This is a genomic window from Gemmiger formicilis, assembly GCF_016900095.1.
Taxonomy (GTDB): Bacteria; Bacillota; Clostridia; order Oscillospirales; family Ruminococcaceae; genus Gemmiger; species Gemmiger formicilis_A.
Map to the genome: position 1 here is coordinate 1 of NZ_JACJJP010000031.1, position 15812 is coordinate 15812.

General features: G+C 65.1%; 15 protein-coding genes. 11 read left to right on the forward strand and 4 right to left on the reverse strand.

The features are described 5' to 3' along the window. Window positions 1-188 (reverse strand): hypothetical protein (locus H6B15_RS12565; RefSeq protein ID WP_204648351.1); only part of this gene is annotated, 188 nt, incomplete at its 3' end. Here H6B15_RS12565 and H6B15_RS12570 point away from each other — a divergent pair. From H6B15_RS12570 to H6B15_RS12585, 4 genes are all read left to right on the forward strand, one after another. After that, window positions 181-1365, forward strand: coding sequence for a COG1361 S-layer family protein (locus H6B15_RS12570; RefSeq protein WP_204648352.1), 1185 nt, complete (start codon window positions 181-183; stop codon window positions 1363-1365). The two genes, H6B15_RS12565 and H6B15_RS12570, sit on opposite strands and share 8 nt — an antisense overlap. A gap of 3 nt (window positions 1366-1368) precedes the next feature. After that, window positions 1369-2718 carry an ABC transporter permease gene (locus tag H6B15_RS12575; protein WP_204648353.1) on the forward strand — a complete coding sequence of 450 codons (1350 nt, stop codon included), beginning with the start codon at window positions 1369-1371 and terminating at the stop codon, window positions 2716-2718. Window positions 2719-2868: 150 nt separating this feature from the next. Further along, window positions 2869-5454, forward strand: coding sequence for a response regulator (locus H6B15_RS12580; RefSeq protein WP_204648386.1), 2586 nt, complete (start codon window positions 2869-2871; stop codon window positions 5452-5454). A gap of 138 nt (window positions 5455-5592) precedes the next feature. After that, window positions 5593-6585, forward strand: coding sequence for an alpha/beta hydrolase (locus H6B15_RS12585; RefSeq protein WP_204648354.1), 993 nt, complete (start codon window positions 5593-5595; stop codon window positions 6583-6585). A gap of 62 nt (window positions 6586-6647) precedes the next feature. Here H6B15_RS12585 and H6B15_RS12590 read toward each other — a convergent pair whose 3' ends face one another. Then, window positions 6648-7694 (reverse strand): hypothetical protein, encoded by a 1047-nt coding sequence (locus tag H6B15_RS12590; protein ID WP_204648355.1) that lies wholly within the window; start codon window positions 7692-7694, stop codon window positions 6648-6650. A gap of 136 nt (window positions 7695-7830) precedes the next feature. Between H6B15_RS12590 and H6B15_RS12595 the strand changes: the two genes are divergently transcribed. Together H6B15_RS12595 and H6B15_RS12600 are read left to right on the forward strand one after the other, a co-directional pair. Further along, a complete protein-coding gene (locus H6B15_RS12595; protein WP_204648356.1) occupies window positions 7831-8499 on the forward strand; it encodes a response regulator transcription factor in 669 nt (222 codons plus the stop codon). Further along, entirely contained in the window at window positions 8493-9776 is a 1284-nt protein-coding gene (locus H6B15_RS12600) for a sensor histidine kinase (RefSeq protein ID WP_204648357.1), read from the forward strand. Before H6B15_RS12595 ends, H6B15_RS12600 begins: the two co-directional genes overlap by 7 nt. Here H6B15_RS12600 and H6B15_RS12605 read toward each other — a convergent pair. Then, entirely contained in the window at window positions 9773-10627 is an 855-nt protein-coding gene (locus H6B15_RS12605) for a DMT family transporter (protein ID WP_204648358.1), read from the reverse strand. The two genes, H6B15_RS12600 and H6B15_RS12605, sit on opposite strands and share 4 nt — an antisense overlap. A 95-nt stretch (window positions 10628-10722) precedes the next feature. After that, complete coding sequence (locus H6B15_RS12610; protein WP_204648359.1) at window positions 10723-11415, reverse strand: MBL fold metallo-hydrolase; 693 nt, start codon at window positions 11413-11415, stop codon at window positions 10723-10725. 164 nt (window positions 11416-11579) lie between these two features. Here H6B15_RS12610 and H6B15_RS12615 point away from each other — a divergent pair, with 164 nt between their 5' ends. From H6B15_RS12615 to H6B15_RS12635, 5 genes are all read left to right on the forward strand, one after another. After that, complete coding sequence (locus tag H6B15_RS12615) at window positions 11580-12044, forward strand: MATE family efflux transporter (protein WP_243424414.1); 465 nt, start codon at window positions 11580-11582, stop codon at window positions 12042-12044. 109 nt (window positions 12045-12153) lie between these two features. Further along, window positions 12154-13263 carry an endonuclease/exonuclease/phosphatase family protein gene (locus H6B15_RS12620; RefSeq protein WP_204648360.1) on the forward strand — a complete coding sequence of 370 codons (1110 nt, stop codon included), beginning with the start codon at window positions 12154-12156 and terminating at the stop codon, window positions 13261-13263. Between the two features lie 204 nt (window positions 13264-13467). Beyond that, on the forward strand, window positions 13468-14139 hold the full coding sequence (locus H6B15_RS12625; RefSeq protein ID WP_204648361.1) for a response regulator transcription factor: 672 nt from the start codon (window positions 13468-13470) through the stop codon (window positions 14137-14139). Next, window positions 14136-15218 (forward strand): HAMP domain-containing sensor histidine kinase, encoded by a 1083-nt coding sequence (locus tag H6B15_RS12630; RefSeq protein WP_204648362.1) that lies wholly within the window; start codon window positions 14136-14138, stop codon window positions 15216-15218. Before H6B15_RS12625 ends, H6B15_RS12630 begins: the two co-directional genes overlap by 4 nt. After that, window positions 15215-15736 carry a hypothetical protein gene (locus tag H6B15_RS12635; protein ID WP_204648363.1) on the forward strand — a complete coding sequence of 174 codons (522 nt, stop codon included), beginning with the start codon at window positions 15215-15217 and terminating at the stop codon, window positions 15734-15736. The genes H6B15_RS12630 and H6B15_RS12635 overlap by 4 nt, the downstream gene beginning before the upstream one ends. Window positions 15737-15812: the final 76 nt, after the last annotated feature.

Below are 15812 nucleotides of genomic sequence, written 5' to 3' on the forward strand. Positions count from 1 at the left end.
GGTTCGGGGGTGGGGGCCACGTACTCCTCCGCCTGGGCGACGCTCACCTCCAGGGTCTGGGGGCTGCCGCTGCCCTTGCGGGCAATGCTCAGCTTCAGGCTGCGGCCGGTGCCGCCGTACTCCACCCCGGGGCAGGTCAGCCGCAGGGTTAAAGGATCGTCGGCGCCGGAAAGCACCAGGATGATCAAGCCCCTGGCCTCCTTCAGCGCGTCGGAATCCCTGATCATCGCCAACGACGTGAGCACGGTGGTCCTGCCCGACCTGGACCCGGGCAAGGGCACCACCGTCACCCTGCGGGTGCAGGCGGCCAAGGAGATTGCCGCGGCTTCCCAGTCGCTGCAGGTGGACCTGAAATATTCCTACGAGAGCGCCGGCCAGCTGCTGCAGGCCACCACCTCGGACAAGCTGAACCTGTCGGCGGCGCCCTCCACCACCCCGGGGCCCGGGATCGACAGCGCCACCCCCAACATCGTCATCCGGGATTTCAGCTACGGGCAGGAGAACATTGCCGCCGGGGCCCGGTTCCAGCTGAATTTCCGGTTCCAGAACATGGGCCGGATGAAGGTGGAAAACGTGGTGGCCAGCATTGACGGGGGCGAAAACTTCGCCCTGGACGGGGGCACCAGCACCTTCTACTACGACACCCTGGGTTCCAAGGCGGAGCAGACCCAGACCGTGCCCCTGCAGGCCCTGCCCACCGCCAAGAGCGGCGCCCAGGCGGTGACGGTGCAGTTCAAGTACGAGTATGTGGACGGGGGCAAGCGCATCGCCGCCACCTCCGAAATCAAGATGGCGGTGCCGGTGGTGCAGAAGGACCGGTTCCTGGTCAACGCCCCCAACCTGCCCGAAAGCTGCACCGTGGGCGAGGAGTGCGTGCTGACCCTGAACTACGTCAACCGCGGCAAGACCGAGGTTTCCAACGTGGAAGCCGCGGTGGAGGGCGACGGGGTGGACGCCACCGCCCGCACCCAGTATGTGGGCAACATCGCCGCCGGGGCCAGCGGCAGCATCGGTTTTGCCCTGACCCCCAACCGCAGCGGCCCGGTGAAAGTCACCCTGAAGGTGAGCTATGAGGACCCCAACCTGCAGCCCCAGACCCTGGAATTTCCGGTGGAGCTCACCGCCGCCGAAGGGGCGGACGACGGCGACCTGGGCATGGATGTGCCGGAGGAGGACGCCGGGGGCTTCAAGTTCCCCTGGCCGGTGCTGCTGGTGATCCCCGCCGCCGGGCTGGTGGCCGGGGCGGTGGTGCTGATCCGCCGCCGCAAGGCCCTGGCCGAGGTGGACAACGACCCCAACCGGGACGACTGGGGCACCGGTGCCTGGGACAACGACGCCTGGGACGAGGAAGACCCGGAGGTGTGACCCATGAAGCACGAAGATCTGCTGCGGGTCTGCCTGCAGAACCTGCTGCGACGCAAATCCCGCACCATCCTCACCGTGCTGGGGGTGCTCATCGGCTGCTGTTCCATCGTGATCATGGTGTCCTTGGGCATCGGCATGAAGGAAAGCCAGGAAAAGCTGCTGTCCGAGCTGGGGGACCTGACCATCATCACGGTCACCGCCCCCCAGAAGGGCCACGGCAAGAAAAAGCTGGACGACAAGCTGCTCAAGGAGATCCGCGCCCTGGACGGGGTGGAGGGGGTGACCCCCAAGCTGGGGTTTGACGCCTACACCTGCCGGCTGCTGGCGGGCCCCGGCAACCGGTATGTGGCCGACTGGTCCATGCTGGCCGGGCTGGACACCGCCCAGATGGACAAGATGGGCTACCAGCTCACCGACGGGACCTACCCCGCCGCCCCGGGCGAGGTGGCTGTGGGGCAGTATTTCGCCTACAATTTCCGGGACACCCTGCGCCCCGAAGGGGCCAACACCATCAACCGCTGGGACAGCGGCATGGACGAGGACGGCCGGCTGCTGCCGCCTCCCGACGCCTACTTTGACCCGCTGAAACAGCCCCTGACCCTGGAGGTCACCGGCGCCGACGGCAGCACCTTCACCGTGCCCCTGAAAGCGGTGGGCGCCGTGAAGGAGGACAACGCCAAAGGCTACGAGACCTCCGACGGGGTGATGATGAGCGTGGCCGACCTGCAGGCCCTGCTCAAGCGGGCCGCCAACGGCCGCAGCACCCCCAACAGCACCCCCGCCTACGATTCGGTGCTGGTCAAGGTCAGCGGCATCAAGCAGGTGGACCCGGTGGAAACCGCCATCAAGAACCTGGGCTACTCCACCGAATCCATGGAGAGCATCCGCAAACCCATGGAGAAGGAAGCCCGCCAGAAACAGATGATGCTGGGCGGGCTGGGGGCCATCTCGCTGATCGTGGCGGCCCTGGGCATCACCAACACCATGATCATGTCCATCTCCGAGCGCACCAAGGAGATCGGCGTCATGAAGTCTCTGGGCTGCTACGTCTACGACATCCGGGTGCTGTTCCTGGCCGAAGCCGGGGCCATCGGCTTCATCGGCGGGGTGATCGGCAGCGTCATCAGCTTTCTGATCTCCCTTGTCATCAATCTGGTTTCCCTGGGCTTTGCCCCGGAAAACTTCCTGCCTGCCATGTTGGGCGCCGAGGGCATCAGCCGGGTTTCGGTCATTCCGCCCTGGCTCTACCTCTTCGCCCTGGTCTTCTCGGTTTTCATCGGTCTGGGGTCCGGATACTACCCCGCCAACAAGGCGGTGCAGATTCCGGCGCTGGAAGCCATCAAGAGTGAATAAAAAGCCCCTGTTCTTCCCTCCGGGCGGTCCCGCTGCTGTGCAGCGGGGCCGCCCTTTTGGCTGCGGGCGCTACCATTTTGACCACGGATGCAGTATAATAAAGGCAAAATGCAAGGAATTGCGGTTTGTCTGTGGGGGGAATCCGGTTTGATGAAAAAACGGGTGCTGACTTTTCTGTGGGTCAGCCTGATCTGTCTGGCCGCCCTGTGCGTGGCGGTGTTCGGGGTGATTGCCCGGGTCATGGTGGAGCGAAGCGACCAGACCCTGACCCAGGTGGCCACCCTGTACATGGAGGATATCAACACCCAGCTGCAGCGGCATTTTGACTCGCTGGTGGAGATGCAGCTGTCCCAGGTGGAGGGCATCACCCTGGCGGTGCCCCCCTCCAGCGTGGACACCATCGACGAAGACTTCCTTCAGTCCATGACCACCGCCGCCCAGGCCCGGGACTTCACCTACCTGGCCCTGTACAACACCGAGGGCAAGGCAGATGTACTCTACGGGAAGCCGGTGACCATCCGGAAGGAAGACGCCCTTCTGGCTTCCCTGAACCAGGCCAACCCCAAGGTGGTGCTGGCCGATGCCGCCGACGGGGAAGGGCTGCTGCTCTTCGGGGTGTCGGTGGGCTATCCTGTCTCGGAAGGCTACCCCATGCCGGACGGCAGCCAGTGTACCGCCCTGCTGGCCGGGGTGCCCCTGGACTCCATCAACGATACCCTGTCCTTAAGCATCGACAACACCCTGATCTTTTCCCATATCATTGAGGCCGACGGCTGCTTTGTGCTGAAAAACAACGCCGACATCCCGGAGGACAACTACTTTGACTGGCTGCAGAACCACAGCGAGTTTGAGGATATGACCACCGATGAGGCCATCGCCGACCTGAAACAGGCCATCGCCAAAGGAGAGCTGTTCAGCGCCGCCATGCTCACCGATGGGCAGCGGCGGCATGTGTGCTGTTCGCCGCTGAACAACTCCGAGTGGTATCTGGTCACCGTCATGCCCTACGGCGCCCTGGACGAGGCAGTGGCTGACCTGAGCAGCTGGCAGATGACCACCACCCTGGCGGGCTGCGGGCTGCTGCTGGCGGCCACCCTGTTTGTGTTTTTCCTGTATTTCCGTATGTCCCGCCGGCAGCTGGCCGAGGTGGAAATGGCCCAGCGGGAAGCCGAACACGCCAGCCGGGCCAAGAGCGAGTTTTTGTCCAACATGAGCCACGACATCCGCACCCCCATGAACGCCATTGTGGGCATGACGGCCATCGCCGCCGCCAACGTGGAGGACCCCGACCGAGTGCGGTCCTGCCTGCGCAAGATTTCCCTGTCCAGCAAGCATCTGCTGGGGCTGATCAACGACGTGCTGGACATGTCCAAAATTGAGAGCGGCAAGCTCACCCTGAACATCGACGCCGTCAGCCTGCAGGAGACGGTGGAAGGCATCGTCAACATCATCCAGCCCCAGGTCAAGGCGAAAAAACAGTGCTTTGACGTCTTTATCCGGGACATTGACCGGGAAAACGTCTACTGTGACAGCGTGCGCCTGAACCAGGTGCTGCTGAACCTGCTTTCCAACGCCCTGAAGTTCACCCCCGAAGGGGGCAGCATCACCCTGGCCGTCAGCCAGGAAGCCTCCCCCAAAGGGGAGGACTATGTGCGCACCCATTTTGTGGTCAAGGACACCGGCATCGGCATGTCGGAGGAATTCCAACAAAAAATCTTCGAGTCCTTTGCCCGGGAGGACAACCGCCGGGTGCAGCGCACCGAGGGCACCGGCCTGGGCATGACCATCACCAAGTACATTGTGGACGAGATGCAGGGCACCATCACGGTGTCCAGCCAGGTGGACAAGGGCAGCGAATTCCGGGTGACGGTGGACCTGCAGGCGGTGCCGGACACCGGTGCCCCCATGCATCTGCCCGCCTGGGATATGCTGGTGGTGGACGACGACGAACAGCTGTGCACCTCCGCCGCCGAAAACCTGTGCCAGATCGGGGTGAACGCCCAGTGGGCCACCGGCGGGGCCCAGGCCCTGGCCATGGCCGAAGAACGCCACCGGCAAGGCCGGGACTACCATATCATCCTGCTGGACTGGAAAATGCCCGACATGGACGGGGTGGAAACCGCCCGCCGTCTGCGGGCCGCCGTGGGGGACGGGGTGCCCATCCTGCTGATCTCCGCCTACGACTGGGGGGACATTGAATCCCAGGCCCGGGCCGCGGGCATCACCGGATTTTTGCCCAAGCCCCTGTTCAAATCCACCTTGTACCACGGCCTTCTGCCCTACGCCCAGTCCGAAGATGCCGGGGCCAAGGATGCCCCCGCCCGGGACATTGCCCCCGACTTTACCGGTTTCCGGCTGCTGGTGGCGGAGGACAACGAGCTGAACTGGGAGATTGCCAACGAGCTGCTTTCGGCCCAGGGCTTCACCCTGGACTGGGCGGAGAACGGCCGCCTGTGTGTGGAGAAGTTCACCGCCGCCGCCCCCGGCACCTACGACCTGATTTTGATGGACCTGCGCATGCCCGAGATGGACGGCTACGAGGCCACCAAGGCCATCCGTGCTCTGGACCGCCCCGACGCCAAATCCATCCCCATCCTGGCCATGACCGCCGACGCCTTCTCGGAGGACATCCACAAGTGCCTGGAATGCGGCATGAACGCCCACATTGCCAAGCCCCTGGACATGCGGGAGCTGCTGCGGCTGCTGCAAAAGTTCCTGCCCCGCAAGAATCCCTGACCGGCGTCGTTATTCATTCCGGGCATAGCTTGATATGCAATATAACTATTAGACATACCGCCTTTTTGGACGTATACTGAAGAAAAAGCACCGGGGCCGGCCCGCGGGCCGACCCCTGAACCGAAAGGACGGTATACTATGGAAGAGCTGCATCTGACCCGGGAATGGGACAAGACTTTTGCCAAGAGCGACAAGGTGGACCACGAGAAAATCACCTTTCACAACCGGTACGGCATCACGTTGGCAGCGGACCTCTACCGCCCCAAAAACGCCACGGGCAAGCTGGCGGCGCTGGCGGTGTGCGGGCCCTTCGGCGCGGTGAAGGAACAGGCTTCCGGCCTGTACGCCCAGACCATGGCCGAGCGGGGCTTTCTGACCATCGCCTTTGACCCCTCCTTCACCGGCGAGAGCGGCGGCACGCCCCGGTATATGGCTTCCCCGGACATCAACACCGAGGATTTCCAGGCCGCAGTGGACTACCTGAGCACCCGGGAGGACGTGGACCCGGAGAAAATCGGCATCATCGGCATCTGCGGCTGGGGCGGCCTGGCCCTGAACACCGCCGCCCTGGACACCCGGGTGAAGGCCACGGTGGTGTCCACCATGTACGATATGGCCCGCATCAACGCCAAGGGCTACTTTGACGCCGAGGACAGCGAGCCCGCCCGCTACGAAAAACGCAAGGCCCTGAACGCCCAGCGCACCGCCGATTACCAGGCCGGCAGCTACGCCCTGGGCGGCGGGGTGGTGGATCCCCTGCCGGAGGATGCCCCCTTCTTTGTGAAGGACTACTACGACTACTACAAGACTTCCCGCGGCTACCACGCCCGGTCGCTGAACTCCAACGGCGGGTGGAACGTCATCGGCTGCATGTCCTTTCTGAACCAGCCCATCCTGCACTACAGCAACGAGATCCGCAGCGCCGTTCTTATCATGCACGGGGAGAAGGCCCATTCCTGCTACATGGGCAAGGACGCCTTTGCGGATATGATGAAAGGCAACCCCTGCCCGGAGAACAAGGAGCTGCTGCTCATCCCCGACGCGGTACACACCGACCTGTACGACGGCGGCGGCAAGAACGCCATCCCCTTCGACAAGCTGGAATCCTTCTTCCGCACCTGGCTGAAATAACCACCCTCCATACGTTCCCATAAAAAAGCAGCGGCTCCCGCACGGGGGCCGCCGTTTTGTTTTTATTCCGACACCATGGCGTACCGGGTCAGGGTGCTGGCGCCGTAAGCGTCGTGGGTCAGCATCAGGAAGCTGCCGTCCGCGGCACAGCCCAGGCAGGCAGACACCCGGTTTTCGGGGGAGGAGGCCGCCAGGTCTTTCCCGGGGATCTCCACCACCAGTTCGGGCAGGGTGCCCCCCGCCGCCAGCCGCCAGATACCCTCCCCATTCAAAAAGTAGAGGGTACCGTCGGGCAGGCCGGTCATGGCAGCCACCGCCCCGCCGGGCACATCCTCCAGCAGCTGGGTGTTGGTTCCGGTGTCCGGATCGATGGCCCGCAGCTGAACCCCGTTGGCCCCATAGGTCATATACACATATCGGCTGCCGGCCCCACACGGGGCAAAGATGCTGCTCCGGTCGGTCCGTTCCCCTGCGTTGTCCGCGTCCATCTGCCAGTAGGCAAAGGCCTGCTTCCTCGCCCCGGACACTGTGGTGCAGCCGCCGGTAGCCGGATCATATACCGCCAGGTCGGGGGCCAGCTCCAGTTCCAGGGTAGCAGGCAAAAAGACCAGGCGCCCGTCCCCCAGGAAGGCAGGCGCCGCCATCAGCTCCCAGCCGGGCACCAGGTCGGAGACCTTCCACCGGGTGAGATTTTCCTCCGTTCCCAACCAAAAAGAAAGCTCTCCTTCTTCGTTCCACCCCTTGGGCCCCACCAAGACCAGCCAGGTGCCCTCATCGGAGCTCAGAATGTGGCGCACTTCCTCGTCCCGGCCCAGCACCCCGGGCAGCCAGTCGGGGAATTGGCTTGTCCAGGTTTCGCCGTTGTCGGCGGAAACCAGCATCCGGTATTCGTCGTTGCTCTTGTCGTACAGGCACAGCTGCACCGTACCGTCCGCTTTGCAGATGATGTCCCCCACGGAGGAAGCCCCCTGCAGGTCCACCGTCTGCGCTTCCCAGTGCCAGGCGGCAGGGGCGGCGGTCTCGGCGGTGGCGGCGGGAGCAGCGGAAGGGCCGCACCCGGCCAGCAGGGCGGCGGCCAGGGGCAAAGTCCACAATCCCAGATGTCTCATGGTGGTTCCTCCTTTTCGGTTTCGGTACTTTCATTCTACCCTGCCCGCCTTGAATTGTCCTTGAAGGCACGGGGAATTTTTTCAAGGTATTTTCAAGACAAATCTGGTATACTGGTGGACAAAGGAGAGGTTTGCCATGCGGATACTGTTGATTGAAGACGACACCGCCCTGTGCGCCGCCCTGACCCCGGCGCTGGCCGGGCTTGGCAAGACGGATTTCTGCCACACCGGGCCAGAGGGCCTGGCCCTGTTGGTCAGCGGCGGGTATGATCTGTGTATCCTGGACCGGATGCTGCCCGGCCTGGACGGGGTGACCCTGCTGCGGGCAGCCCGGGCCAAGGAGGTGACAACCCCGGTGCTGATGCTCACCGCCCTGGCGGGAGCCGGGGACACCGTGGACGGGCTGGACGCCGGAGCGGATGACTATCTGGGCAAGCCTTTTGATACCCCTGTGCTGCTGGCCCGGCTGCGGGCACTGCTGCGCCGCAGCGGCGGCACCGGGGCCCTGGTTGCGGGGGATCTGCGGCTGGACACCGGAGAGTTGACCCTCACCGGCCCTACGGGCAGCGCGGAGCTTTCCCCCAAGGAATGCGAACTGTTGGAAGCCCTGATGCGGGCCCCCGGACGGCTGCAGGCCCGCAGCGTGCTCCTGGCCCGGGTTTGGGGGCCGCTGGCCGAGGTGGAAGATGCCAACCTGGACTGCTACATCCACTTTGTACGGCGGCGGCTGGCCGGAGTGGGCAGCCGGGCCCGGGTGGTGACTGTGCGGGGCAGTGGATACCGGCTGGAGGTGGACCTATGCTGAAATCCCTGCGGCGGCGTATGACCCTGCTTTTTGTGCTGCTCACGGTGCCGGTGCTCACCGCCGCTCTGGTGGGAGGCGCCTGGCTGTACCGGCAGCAACGGCGGCAGGCGGTGGACACCCTTTTCGGTCAGACCGTCCAAAGCCTGTGCGACGCCCTGGCCGAGGCATCATCGGTGAGCGACACCTGGCTGCTGCGTCAGCAGCAGGGAGCAGGCGTGGTGCTGGACCTGTGGGACAACGGGCAGCCCACCCTGTTTTCCGCCCGTACCCGGCAGAACCCGGCCACCGCCGCCCTGCTGGACCTGGCCCGGCAGACCGCCGCGGAGATGGCGCTTTCCTCTGCTGAGACGGCCGACGTTCTGACCTTCACCTTTGCCGATGCCGCCGGAGCTTCCTGGCGGGGGGCGGCGGCGGTGCTGCCCCGCGACGGGGGCAACCGGCTGGAACTGGTGCTGGTACAGCCCACAGGGAGCGTTTTCGGCGCCGGCGCGGGACTCTTTTTTGTCCTTCTGTGGCTGGGAGGCACCGCAGCCCTGGGGGCAGCGGGCTGGCTGTTGGCCGGGCGGATGCTGGTACCGGTGCGCCGGGCCTGGCAGCAGCAGAATGAGTTCATCGCGGCGGCAGGGCATGAGCTGCGCAGCCCTTTGGCGGTGATCAAGGCCAGCCTGGACGCCGCCGGACAGGACTCCACCCGACAGGGGGAATTTCTGCGCACTGCCCGGCGGGAGACCGACCGCATGGCCGTCCTTACCGATGATCTGCTGGTGCTGGCAGCGGGGGACGCGGGGGCTCTGACGGTGCGCCCCGTCCCCACAGCCCCGGACACCCTATGTATTGAGGTCTATGAGCGGTTTTATCCGCTGGCCCGGGAGCAGGGCCACCCCCTGACCCTGACCTTGCCCGATGGCCCGGTGCCGCCCCTGGTCACCGACGCCGGGCGGCTGAGTCAGCTGCTGTCCATCCTGTTACAGAATGCGCTGGACCACACCCCATCCGCCACCCCGGTGAGCCTGACGCTGGAGGTTTTGCCCGGGCGAAGGGTGGGGATGCGGTTTTCGGTGGTGGACCGGGGACCCGGCATCCCCGATGACCGCAAAGAGAAGATCTTCCACCGGTTTTACCGGGGGGATGAGAGCCGCACCTGCAAGCAGAATTTCGGTCTGGGGCTGAGCGTGGCCCGGGAGCTGGCCCGCCTGCTGCGGGCCCGGTTGACCCTGACCGATACCCCGGGAGGAGGGGCCACCTTCACGGTGGAGCTGGAAAGCAAAAGTTCCTAATTTTCCGCCCGCACCGTGCTCCAGGCGGCCACCCCCAGGATGAGGGCGCCGCCCGCCAGTTCCCGCGGGGTGGGGGCCTCCCCCAGCAGCAACAGGGCGTAGAGGATGCCGTACACCGTCTCCATCCCCGACACCAGCCCTGCCGTCTGGGCGCTGACCCCTTTCTGGGCCGCCACATACAGGGTGTGGGCCAGGGCGGTGCAGACAAAGCCGATGGCCGCCACCGCCCCCAGGTCCCGGGGGGTGTACACCGCCGGCACCAGGAAAAAGGCGGGCAGCAGCAGCACGGCGGCGGTGCCCTGCTCGTACAGGCAGACCAGCCGGGCGGGGTATTGCCGGGACAGCCGCCGGTTGCACAGGGTGAGCACCCCGTAGGCCAGGCTGGAGACCATCCCCCACACCACCCCGGCGGTGGCCCGGTTCTGCAGGCTGAAGGCGGGCACCGTGATGAGCACCCCCGCCAGCAGCAGCACCGCCCGGCCCACGGCAGCGGGGCGCAACGGTTCCCGGTAGACCAGGGGTTCCAGGAAGGTCACAAACAGGGGGAAGGTGGCGTAGGTCAGGGTGCCCACCGCCACCGAGGCCATCTGCACCGACTGGAAGAAGGCAGTCCAGTGCACCGCCAGCACCGCCCCGGCCCCCATGGCCAGCGCCAGGTCCCGCCGGGTGGCCAGGGCCAGGCGGGTGCGGGTGGCCAGGCAGAGCCCCAGCAGCAGCGCCGAGGAACAGAGCACCCGGCCCCCGGCCACCAGCACCGCCGGCAGGGCGGTGAACCGGCCCAGCACCGCCGACAGGCCGAAAAGCATGACGGCAACGTGGAGCAGGGCCAGGCTGCGGGTGGTGGTTTTCATGGCAAACTTCTTCCTTTCTGCCGGTCCGCCCTGCGGGGCGGACAAAAATCCCCGTCCGGTGTCCTGGCCGGGCGGGGTTTGGTTTTGTGGGGGTGTCAGGGGCGCAGCCGGTCCTCCTCGGTGCAGAAGAAGGCGGTCCACTGCCCCTGGTAGGTCAGGCAGGGCATACCGGGGGTGGGCTGGCCGGTGAGGGTGCCCGCCCGCAGGGCCCGGGCGTCCTCCAGGTTTTTGGCGATGTAATCGGGGATGACGGGGCAGGTGTGGTGGCAGGGATAGACGATGCGGAACCGGTGGGCCATTTGGGCCAGCTTTTCCTGGCTCTGGATGTACAGGCCCAGGTTGCGGTGGGCGCCGAAGAGGTAGATGGGCCCCTCCTTCTGCACCGAATCCCCCGCAAACAGCATTCCCTTGTCCCAGTCGGCAAAGGCCACGCTGCCGTAGGTGTGGCCGGGAATCTCGATGACCTCCAGCCGGTAGTCCCCGCAGGTGAAGGTATCCCCCTCCCGCAGGGGGTGCAGCCTGGTGGACCCGTGCACCAGGTGCCAGTCCTTTTCATGCAGCCAGGCCTCGGCAAATTCCTCCAGGCCCCCGGCGTGGTCGGGGTCGCCGTGGGTCAGCAGCACCTGCACCGGGGCGTCGGTGAGGCCCCGCACCGCCTCCAGCACCTGACTGCCCGCAAAACCGGTGTCCAGCAGCAGGGCCTTGTCCGGGGCGGTGAGAAGAAACTGCCGTACCATTCCATCGTACAGCATGTACAGATTATCCGCCAGCGCTTGTGTTTGCAACATGGGAACCCCTCCTTGTCCGCACAGGGCGGACGCTCTTTGCATTTGCGCCCAAACGCGCTATACTGTGAAAAGGGCCTGCTGTAAAGCGGCCCGTCTTTGTTTTGATTATACGCGCCCGTCCCCGCCCCTGCAAGGGGTGCCCGGGCCGGAAAGGGGCTTTTTTCATGAGCAGCACCCCCACCCAGGAGGAACTCTTTTCGTCTTTGCCCGTGCCGGTGGCCCTGCGCCGGATGATTCTGCCAGCGGCCATCAGCCAGATCATTGTGCTCATCTACAACATGGCCGATACCTTTTATATCGGCCGCACCGACAACCCCTACATGCTGGCGGGGGCTTCGCTGATTTTGCCGGTGGTCAACATGCTGCTGTGCCTGGCCTCCCTGGCGGGCATCGGCGGCGGCACCCTGATTTCCCGCCTGCTGAGGGCCGGCCAGCCCCAGGAAGCCCGCAAGGTCAGCGCTTTCAGCTTTTACCTGGCCATCCTGCTGTCCCTGGCCTTCTCGGTGGGGCTGGGGGTGTTCATGGACCCGGCCCTGCGGTTTCTGGCCGGGACGGCCCGGGGGGATCCCCTGCCCGGCCGGGCGTTGCGCCCAAGGAACGGGCGGGATTTTTATGCCTTTTGCCCATAGCGCCGGGCGGTTTTTTCCTGTATGATAAAGGAAAGTGTTGGAGACAGAGAGCGGCACGAACCCCCGCAGGGTTGTGCCGCTCTTTCTTTTTTCACAAAAGGAGGACGGTATGAGCCGGAAATGGAAACGCCTTGCCCTGGTGCCGGCGGCCCTGCTGGGAATTCTGGTGCTGGCCCTGGGCGGGTATGTAGCCTATCTGCAGGCCCAATACTACCGCATTGCGGACAACACCCCGCTGGAGGTGGACAACCCCCGGCAGGCGCAGCTGACCGCCGGCACCCCCTACACCGCCGTGACCTGCAACCTGGGCTTCGGGGCCTACGGGCCGGAGTATTCCTTTTTTATGGACACCGGGCAGATGGCGGACGGCACCCCCACCCGGGGGCAGTGGGGCCGGGCCCGCAGCCGGGAGGAGGTGCTGGCCCACACCGACGCCGCCCTGGACACCCTGCTGACCCTGGACGCCGACCTGTTGCTGCTGCAGGAGGTGGACGAGAACGCCCACCGCAGCTTCCGGGTGAACCAGCGGCAGAAAACAACGGACGCCTTTGCCGGCTACAGCCATGTGTGGGGAGAGAATTTCCACAGCGCCTTTCTGTTCTATCCCTTCACCGACCCCCACGGGGACACGGTGGCGGGGCTGCAGACTTTGTCCCGCTACCGGGTAGACCGGGCGGTGCGGCGCAGCTACCCGGTGGACGAGAGCTTTTTTGTGAAGTTCACCGACCTGGACCGGTGCTTTACCCTGCTCTATCTGCCGGTGGAGGGCACCGCCCGCCAGCTGGTGCTGGTGCACAGCCACATGTCCGCCTACGACGAGGGGGGCACCGTGCGGGCCCGGCAGCTGGAACTGCTGTGTGATGTGATCGCCCGGGAATACGAACAGGGCAACTATGTGATCGTGGGGGGCGACTTCAACCACGCCCTGTACGGCACCGCCCACGCCTTTGAAAGCGGGCAGGCTTTCCCCGGCTGGGTGCAGACGCTGGATGACGCCGACCTGCCCGACCATTTTGCCTTTGTGGCGGCGGACAACGGCTTTGCGGTGCCCACCTGCCGGGGGGCGGACCTTCCCTACACCCCGGGGGGGAACTACACCACGGTGGTGGACGGGTTCCTGGTATCCGACAACGTACAGGCCAGGGCCGAGAACATCGACACCCGGTTCGCCTTCAGCGACCACAACCCGGTGAAACTGACCTTTACCCTGGCGGCCTGAACGCAGCCCCCTTCCCCGCCCCAGGGCTCTTTTGTGGATACGCCCGCCCGGCACAGCCGCCGCGCGGGCGCTTTTCGGGCCCCGGCTGTTCACAATTTTGTAACATTTCCCAAACAAAAGCCAAACACCGCCGGGGTACAATGGCCCCGCAGGATGGGAAAATGCCCTTACATCCTGTATAATAAAGCAAAGGAGGGATGCCGGATGGTCCACATACTGGTGCTGGAGGACGACGCCAAGCAGAACCGGGCGGTGTGCACCTATCTGAACGACAGCGGGTTTGCGGCCAAGGGATGCCTGAACGCCGACGCCGCCTACGACGAACTGTACAACACCCTGTATGACCTGATCGTGTCCGACATCATGCTGCCGGGCACCGACGGCTTTGAGTTTGCGGAGAATGTGCGCCGGGTGAACAAGACCATCCCCATCCTGTTCATGTCCGCCCGGGACGATCTGCCCGCCAAGCAGCGGGGGTTCCGGCTGGGCATCGACGATTACATGGTCAAGCCCATTGAGCTGGACGAGCTGGTGCTGCGCATCCGGGCGCTGCTGCGCCGTGCCCACATCCAGGCAGAGCGCCGGCTGACGGTGGGGGATCTGGTTCTGGACGCCGACGCCATGACCGCCGCGGCGGCGGGCACCGAAATCCCGGTGACCACCCGGGAATTCAACATTCTGTACAAGCTGCTGTCCTACCCCAACAAGACCTTCACCCGGGCCCAGCTCATGGACGAGTTCTGGGGGGTGGAGTCGGACACCAGCCTGCGGGCGGTGGACGTGTACATCACCAAACTGCGGGACAAGTTTGCCCTTTGCCGCGGCTTTACCATCAAGACGGTGCGGGGGCTGGGTTACAAGGCGGTGCTGTCATGAAAAGAACCTATGCCGACAAGCGGGTGCGGCGCCCGCTGTTTCCCCTGCCCACCTTTCTGCTGTTTTTTGTGCTGTTCGCCCTGCTCACCACCATCCAGATGCTCATGATCGGCCGGGCCATCGACTACCGCAGCCTGCCCCCCGCCAACACGGCGGCGGTCATCGTCTTCTGGGTGGCGGCGTCCCTGGTGTGCACCCTGGTCACCGGTCTGGTGGTGCGCCGCCATTACCAGAAACCGGTGGAGGAGCTTTCCGAAGCCGCCCGCCGGGTGGCGGGGGGCGATTTTTCGGTGTATCTGCCGCCCCGCCACGCCCCCGGCCGCATGACCCATCTGGACGCCCTGACCATGGATTTCAACACGATGGTGGCGGAGCTGGGCAGCATCGAGACGCTGAAAACCGACTTTTTCTCCAACGTCTCCCACGAGATCAAGACGCCCCTGGCGGTGATCCAGACCAACGCCCAGCTGCTGCAGCAGGACGGGCTGAGCGAAGCCCGTCGCCGGGACTGCACCGACACCATCCTGCAGGCCACCCGGCGGCTGTCCAGCCTGATCACCAACATGCTCAAGCTGAACAAGCTGGAAAAGCAGGTCATCCAGCCCCTGCCCAAGCCCTACGACGTCTGCGCCCAGCTGTGCGCCTGCGCCGTGCAGTTTGAGGATGTGTGGGAGAAAAAACAGATCGACTTTGAAGCCGACCTGGAAGACCGGGTCATCCTGTGCGCCGACGAGGGACTGCTGGAACTGGTGTGGACCAATCTGCTGTCCAACGCCCTCAAGTTCACCCCCGAAGGGGGCAGAGTGGTGCTGCGGCAGACTTCCGGGGCGGGGGAACTCACCGTGTCGGTGACGGACACCGGCTGCGGCATGGAGGAAGACACCAAAAAACGCATCTTCGACAAATTCTACCAGGGAGACACCTCCCACGCCACCGAGGGCAACGGCCTGGGTCTGGCGCTGGTGCGCCGGATTCTGGAATTGTCCGACGGGAGCATCGGGGTGGAAAGCGCCCCCGGCCGGGGCAGCACCTTCACGGTGCGCCTGCCCCTGGCCCCCCGGAAGGAGGCGACCCCATGACCGACCGGAACCCCTACATCGGGTACGAATACCGGGAACTGACCCTGCCCGACGCCCAGGCCTCCTTTGTGCTGGACGGGTACGAGAGTTTCGGCTGGGTGCCGGACCCCAACCGCCCGGCCCGCACCCGGGGCCGCACCGTGACCCTGTACCTCAAGCGGGACCGCCGGATCATCAACCGGATGGAACTGACCCGGCTGCAGCGCCATTTTGAGGCCTGCCTGGCCGAAACCCGCCACCTGGGCAAACTGCCCGGGCAGGGGGCGGCCCTGGGCGCGGCGCTGCTGGGCATTCTGGCCACCGCCTTTGTGGCGGGGTCGGTGTTTGCGGTGACCCACACCCCGCCCCTTTACCTGCTGATGGTCCTGCTGGCGGTGCCGGGGTTTGCGGGGTGGGCCCTGACACCCTTTGTCTACCGGCGTCTGCTGCACGCCCGCACCGAAAAGACCCGGCCCTTGCTGGAAGCCCAGTACGACCAGATGGACCTGCTGTGCCGAAAAGGCCACGACCTGCTGTGAAAAAATCCCGGCATCCCCCTGCGGATGCCGGGATTTTTTGCGGTTGCGGCCCCATTTTAACAAAAGACAAACAAAA